At 63.1% G+C, this 6919-nt stretch carries 6 protein-coding genes; 2 read left to right on the top strand and 4 right to left on the bottom strand.

Annotation, left to right across the window (positions count from 1 at the left end; translation table 11 throughout):
* Nucleotides 1-325 precede the first annotated feature (325 nt).
* Nucleotides 326-1363, top strand: coding sequence for a sensor domain-containing diguanylate cyclase (locus tag VIM95_RS20670; protein ID WP_331989513.1), 1038 nt, complete (start codon nt 326-328; stop codon nt 1361-1363).
* On the opposite strand, the gene VIM95_RS20665 is transcribed toward VIM95_RS20670, so the two are convergent.
* Nucleotides 1360-2604 carry an AGE family epimerase/isomerase gene (locus VIM95_RS20665; protein ID WP_331989511.1) on the bottom strand — a complete coding sequence of 415 codons (1245 nt, stop codon included), beginning with the start codon at nt 2602-2604 and terminating at the stop codon, nt 1360-1362. The two genes, VIM95_RS20670 and VIM95_RS20665, sit on opposite strands and share 4 nt — an antisense overlap.
* 7 nt (nt 2605-2611) lie before the next feature.
* On the bottom strand, nt 2612-3328 hold the full coding sequence (locus VIM95_RS20660) for an alpha/beta fold hydrolase (RefSeq protein WP_331989509.1): 717 nt from the start codon (nt 3326-3328) through the stop codon (nt 2612-2614).
* Nucleotides 3329-3498: 170 nt separating this feature from the next.
* On the opposite strand from VIM95_RS20660, the gene VIM95_RS20655 reads away from it, so the two are divergent.
* Nucleotides 3499-4380, top strand: coding sequence for a hypothetical protein (locus VIM95_RS20655; protein ID WP_331989507.1), 882 nt, complete (start codon nt 3499-3501; stop codon nt 4378-4380).
* Between the two features lie 36 nt (nt 4381-4416).
* Here VIM95_RS20655 and VIM95_RS20650 read toward each other — a convergent pair whose 3' ends face one another.
* Both VIM95_RS20650 and VIM95_RS20645 read right to left on the bottom strand, forming a co-directional pair.
* Entirely contained in the window at nt 4417-5406 is a 990-nt protein-coding gene (locus VIM95_RS20650; RefSeq protein WP_331989505.1) for a hypothetical protein, read from the bottom strand.
* A gap of 131 nt (nt 5407-5537) precedes the next feature.
* On the bottom strand, nt 5538-6919 hold a 1382-nt coding region (locus VIM95_RS20645; protein ID WP_331989503.1), incomplete at its 5' end, for a carboxylesterase/lipase family protein.

The following is a 6919-nucleotide window of genomic DNA, read 5'->3' as shown; positions in this document are numbered from 1 at the left end:
AAGCCCAGATAGAGCTTCTTCACGATGGTCAGCTTGTTCATGCGTTAGTCCTCCACAAAAGATAAACGCGCAAGCCTTTGATTATTATGTCGATCAGCAACCGCGAACCGGCTGGCCTGCGCAAGTTCCGGTATAGCACCGCACTGCAACATCGGCTTGGCCAGAATACCGCCAGGTAAGCGCCAGCCGACCAGCGTGCAACCATGAAGGGTGCAGACTGTCGGACAGGTTCTAGACTCAAAGGAATCGGCGGCAAACCCACCCAGGTCCATCTATCTCGGCTTGGGAGGTTTTCATCAGCGGTCCAGATTGGAGAGCGAGCACCATGGATGCCCAGATGCCCTTCCCCACCCCACGCCCCACCAACGAGCGGCAACGGCTCGACGCGCTCTATCGCTACCCCTTGCTCGATACCGCGGCAGAGGCGGAGTTCGACCAGTTGACCGAGCTGGCAGCCGAGTTATGCGATACGCCATATGGCTGGATCGCCTTGGTCGACGCCGAACGGGTCTGGTACAAGGCCACCCATGGTTTCACGCTCGCACAGAGCCCGCGTGACGACAGCATCTGCGCCTGGACCATACAGGAGGACTTGCTGCTGCACCTGCCGGACCTGACCGAGGACGCCCGTACGGCAGCGCTCAGCAGCACGGTGGATGCACCGTACCTCCGGATGTATGCCGGCGCCAACCTGATCAGCGCCGAAGGCTACCGGCTGGGTACGCTATGCGTGGCCGATACCCAGGCCAGGGAACTCAGCGTGCGGCAACAGCAGCAACTCATCAAGCTGGCCGGCCAGGTGGTGGTGGTGATGTCGCTGCGGCAACGGGAGCGGGAGCTTGAGCAGGCACTCAAGCAAGGCCAGCAATTGGCGCGGGAGGATGCACTTTCCGGCCTTTACAACCAACCCGCACTGTTGGAACAACTGAACCACGAGCACCTCCTGAGCAGCCGCTTCCACGCCCCCATTTCCCTGATCATGCTGGACTTGGACCATTTCGAGCACGTCAATCACACCTTGGGCCGTTCCATGGGCGATGCGGTGATACGTGGCATGGGCAGCATCCTGCAAGACCAGGTACGGCGTACCGATATCGCCGGCCGCTATGGCGACGAAGCCTTTTGCCTGGTCTTACCCAATACCGATGAGGCCGGCGCCGCCCGGCTGGCCGAAGCGCTGCGTGGCACCATCGAGGCCACCCGTTTTGCCGAAGCCGGCCGCGAAGCACGGATCACCGCCAGCTTTGGCCTGACCACCAGTTGGGCCGGCAGGGAGGGGGTAGAGGCATTGCTGCACCATGCCAACGCGGCGCTGGACCAGGCCAAGTCGCAGGGTCGCAACCGCCTGGTTCAATTCAACTAGCGTTCGTCGCCTACCAGCCGCAGCGCCTCCATGTGCAAAGCGGTCATGTGGTAGCCATCAGGCTGCATCTCCATACAGGCGGGGGTCTTTTTGCATTCAGTGGCCGGGTGGGCATACCAGCCGCCCTGCTCGGCATCGACGAACTCGCTCTGGATATACTCGGTCAGTTGGGTGATGCGCCCCCAAAGATCGTTACGGCGCCCGTTGACCGCGAAATACAGCATGGCCCTGAGCGCCTCGGCCTGCTGCCAGTAACCCTTGCTGCCATCCTTGAGCCCGCGGTAGTCCACCGTGGTGTAGATGCCGCCGTTGGCCGGGTCCAGGCCACGCTTGAGGGCAAAGTCGAGCACCCTGTCCGCCACGCCAGCGTAGATCGGGTTAATGCCCTGCTCGGCGCCGCGACTGAGCAGCCAGGACCACTCGAACTGGTGGCCGACATCGATATAACCGCCTTGCTCGGCGGTCAGCACCTGCCAGTCGGTATGGAAATACTCCGGTATGCAGGCGCTGCCATCGGGCAGGCCCACCAAGAGCCGGTAGGCAACGAAATTGCCTACCTCGGCCGCGCCCTCTCGCGCCTCCTTGCTGCCGGTCGCGGCATGCAAGGCCAGCATGGCTTCGAACAGATGCATGATGCCGTTCTGGGCATTACCGCTACCCCCTGTAAAGGCGCGGTCGCTGGCGGTACGGTAGCCGCCGGCCGGGTCGCGCATATGCTCGGCCACGGTGCGCCAGGCAGCCAGGCCTGCCTCGGCGTAGCGTGGGTCGTGGGTGAGCTGGTAGCTGCGCGCCAGCGCCAGGATCGCAAAGGCCTGGCTGTAGAGCCGCTTGCCGTCATTGGTCGGTGTACCCCGCGGCGATACCGCCTCGTAATAGCCGCCGTAATCCGGATCGCGATAGGCCGACAGCAGGAAGTCCGCCCCCTGCCGCATACGGGCCAGATAGCTCGGCTCATGGGTCTGGTCATAGCCGGCCGCCAGCACATAGATCAGCCTGGCCTGGCTGACCAGATCCCCCGGCTGGCCGGCCAAGGCCTGCCAACGCCGGTCGCGGGCAGCCTGAAAGAAGCCATTGTCGGTCTGGGCCGCCGCCAGCCAGTGCACCAGGTGCCCCTGGCCAAGGCTGTTGCGGTGCCAGTCGGCATCCACACGGTGGCGTGTATTCCAGGCCTGGCCACAAGCCCATAGGAACAAGGCACAGAGCGGGCCCAACCAGCGCAACAGTGGCAGCAGGCGGCGCATCTGCAGCTCAGTGACCGATCTCGGTCAGCCAGCGCCGCAGCGCATGGTTGACCTGTTGCGGTTGCTCCAATGCCGACAGATGGCCGCATTGTTCAATCACCACCAGGCGTGCGCGCGGTATGGCCTGGGCCATTTCTTCGTGTACCTCCACCGGGGTCAGGCTGTCCTCACGGCCGCATAGCACCAGCGTCGGGCAGCTTATCTGGCTCAAGGATGGCCGGCTGTCGCCGCGTGCCATGATGGCCCGCTGCTGTCGTAGAAAGGCCTGCACGCCAATCCCCCGCGCCATCGCGGCAACCAGCTTGGCCAGACTGGCGTCCGCCACATGGTCTGGATGCAGCAGCTTGGGCAGGAGGGTATCGGTCACCGCGCTGAAGTCACGCGCTGCCAGTTGCATCAGCCGCCGGCGGTTCTCGGTCGCTTCGGGCGTATCGGGGCGGGCATTGGTATCGAGCAGCGCCAGCGCCTGTATTCGTTCAGGTGCCTGGCGCATCATCTCCAGCGCCACGTAACCGCCCATGGACAAGCCGCCCAGCGCAAAGCGCTTGGCCGGAGCCTGGCTGAGTGCGGCAGCGGCCAGGGCGGCGATGGTATCTGCACCGCTGAGATCCGCCACCGAAACATGGGCGATGTCCGACAGCCCTGCCATCTGGTGCTGCCAGAGGCGGGCATCGCTCAAGAGGCCGGGCAGCAGAAACAGGTGCAGATCATGGGAAGCGGACATGGGGCTCTCTCGAAACGGGCTGGTACTACAAACATTGTGATATTAGCCGCTGTCGCGGCGTCGTACCGGCGCCACAGGCGTTGATAGTTACGGCAGGCAATCCTGGTCATGCCGGTGCATAGTGATAGGCTGCCGCGCCTGCCCACTCTGCCAGCCTTGCAGACTTGCGTATGAAGCCCACTCACCGCCTGCTCGCTTGCCTACTACTGTTCGCCTCCAGCCTGCTCCCAGCCCGGGCACAGGATGGTGGCGGCCCCGCCCTGCAGGGCCGCTATGCGGTCATGCGTGGGCAGCTTGGCGAGAATGGCTTCAAACAACCGCTCTACCTGACCTCGCACGAGGCTTCCAACTCGGTGGACGGCGAGATCTACGCCTTGCTGCCACAGGCCTACGGTACGCTGCAACAGGCCCTGTCGCACCCTACCTTCTGGTGCGAGATACTGCTCCTGCACCTCAATACCAAACACTGCCACGCCCAGAGCGATGGCCAGGGCACGGTGCTGCAGCTCCACGTCGGCAAGCGCTATGATCAGGCGTTCGAAGACGCCTACCGCTTCGACTTTGCCTGGCACGAAGTCAGCAGCACGCCCGATTACCTACAACTGCGGCTGAATGCCGAAGCCGGCCCCTACGGCACCCGCGACTATCAGATCCTGTTCGAGGCGGTGCCGGTAGAGGGTGGTCATAGCTTTATCCACCTCAGCTACGCCTATGGCTACGGGCTGATGGGCAAACTGGCGCTCGGCGCCTACCTCAACACCGTGGCACGCGGCAAGGTAGGTTTCAGCCAGGACAAGCCAGGTAGCCTGATCGGCGGTGCCCGTGGTCTGATGGAGCGCAATACCATGCGCTACTTCCTGGCCATCGATGCTGCGCTCGCCGAGCTGCCCTCCCCGCCCCGCCTGCGCGCGGAGCAAAGCCTCAAGCGCTGGTTTGAGGCGGTGGAGCAGTACCCGCGGCAGTTGCATGAGCTGGAGTGGGAGACCTATATCGCCATGAAACGCAAGGAATATGCCCGCGAGTGGGCAGATGGCAGCCTGCCCTCGCCGTAGCAACGTGAACTCCAAGCCGAGATTGATGACAGACGCTCAATCCGTTTGCTTGACCATGACCGGATGGACCGTGAAGACATTGGGGTCACGGCCATCCACCGTCACCCGTACCCAATGGATGAGTGGGCTGCCAAAGGTCTGCAGCCGGGTCAGGTTGGGCAATACCCGGGTCGGACTGTAGAGCGGTTTGTCGAGCTTGAAGAAGTGGGTATCACCGTGCACCAGCAGCACCTGACCCTGGTACTGCTCAGCCTCGGCCACGACCTGCTTGATGAAGTTGCGGTAGCCCTGGTAATGCGGTGCCAGGCTCTCGTCCACATCTTCGGTCTCCGGCAGGTCAAAGCCTGGATCGGCCTGGAAGACCATTACCAGGCCGCGTAGCTTACGTTCGCGGGCCAGCTGGAAGGCCTCCTTCAACCATTCGATATTGGCAACGTCCCGCTCGCGATACTCGGCATTGTCCGCCTCGCACTGGTTGGGCGTGCGCGCGCTCTTGTGGCTGCAGTCCTTGCTGTCCAGTACCAGGTTGTTGTTGCTGCCGGGGATATTGAGCCCGACAAAGACGATGCCCTTATGGATAAAGCGGGTGTTCTCCACGTAGGGCTCACCAAGCTTGCCCTGGTGCATCAGCGCTAGCGTGCGCTTGCCCAGGCTGGCCAGGGTGGGGAACATCTTCTGCCGCAACCGGGCGAGCCGTTCCAGATTGTCGTAGCCGCCGTTATTGCTGCGGTGGCAATCGGTCCACTCGTTGTCGCCCGGCACGTAGACCATGGGTTGCTTGAGTTGGCCGAACAGGTTCAGGGCCTGGTCGAAAACCTCGTCGGTGCAGAGCGAACTGCCATCCTTGATATCGCCGTCATAGATCGAGAAGGCAATGTCGCTACGGTTCATGCTGTCGATCAAGGCCTGCATATGCGACGCATCGCCAGCCTTGGCATAGGGCATATCACCCCACAGGCCAAAGCTGAAAGTCTCGGCCTGGGCGGCGAGTGCAAGCAGGAGCAGCGGAACGTAGCGCAAGAACATTATGGACCTCCGTAGGCAGAAGCCTGGATCGTCCGCTACCCGCATTGCAAGCTGGTGAATCACGCACATACTGCCCAGCCTTGATGATGTGCCGGTCACACGACAGGTGCACCGGCACCGCCCCTCACGTCTCAGGGCGTACCAAAGGGTTTGCCTCGTACCATGTCATACACTGCGTCGAACGACTTCAGGCTCTCCAAACTGCCGACCTCGCCAGCACGGACAGGCGTGCCCAGGTGCTGCACCTGGTCCTTGCCCCCTGCGTATTTCGGCCAACTGGGCAGCCCTGCGCCGTTCGGGTCGCCAGTCTTGGCAAAGTTGACCCAGTAGCGCGCCATGGCCTGGGCCAGTAGCCGGTCGCCGCGGGTCCACTGCCATGGCCACTGATCCAGATGGTCGGACATATACCAGAGCTCGGCAAAGTGGCTAGCCCCCCGTCCTGCGTAGATCGACCCCTTGGGAAAAGGCGGGTTCTGATCGAAGGTGTAGTAATACGCGGCGTATTTTGAACCTGCGGCGTGCAGGCGCGCCCAGGCCCACATGTCCCAGCCGAAGCGCAGGTCACGCTCGAAGGCCAGGCGTGCTGCGCGGGCGACCCCGTCGCTCGCGTGCGGGTAGGCTGCCAGCAAAGCGGGCGGCAAGGCGCCAAAGCTGCGATTGATATCAGCCTCGAACGTCGCGGCTTTGACCTCGCTGACGTCGGTCAGCGAACGCGCTTCCTCCGCGTTCGAACCCAGCAGCAGGGGCACGTCGTTGATCTTCCCCTGCACATAGGCTTCATAGGGTGACAGCGGCAGCACGTCGGGTTCGATAACCGGATGGGTCACCGCGTCGGCGCCTTTTACCAGGAAGGCGCCGGCCGGCAGCCGGCGTAGCTCGGCCAGTGAGGTCACGCCCAGGCCTTGCATGAACTTGGTTCCGTCCTGTTCCGCATTGGGCAATAGATAGGACGGCGCCAATTGCAGCGGTTCGAGTATGCCGCCGCTTTGGGCGATGGCGCCCTGGAACAAACCCTTGGCGCGCGGCGACGCGATCAAGGCACTGACCGACATGGCACCCGACGACTGCCCGGCGATGGTCACCCGTTGCGGGTCGCCCCCGAAGGCCGCGATATTGCGCTGCACCCAGCCGAGTGCCGCCATCTGGTCCAAAAGACCATAGTTGCCAGATGACTGTCGCGCCGATTCCTGGGTGAGCTCCGGCAGTGCCAGAAAACCCAGCGCCCCCAGGCGGTAGCCGACGGTGACCACGATGACACCTTGCGTCGCCAGCCTATCCCCGTGATACAGCGGCATGGCGGCTGAGCCATTCTTGTAGCCGCCACCATGGAGCCACACGATGACAGGCAAAGGACCCTGCCCGGTATGCGCCGGAGCCCAGATATTGAGATACAGACAGTCTTCGCTGACCTCAGGCGCCGCCTCGCCGGGCATGGATACGCCACACTGCATACAGGCGGGTGCAAATGCCTGCGCCTTGCGAACGCCAGACCATGGCAGGAGCGGCTCCGGTT

Origin of the sequence: Chitinimonas sp. (assembly GCF_036568685.1) — a bacterium.
Lineage (GTDB): Bacteria > Pseudomonadota > Gammaproteobacteria > Burkholderiales > Chitinimonadaceae > Chitinimonas.
The sequence above is the reverse complement of the archived record's forward strand: the minus strand, read 5'-3'. Positions and strand labels throughout refer to the sequence as shown.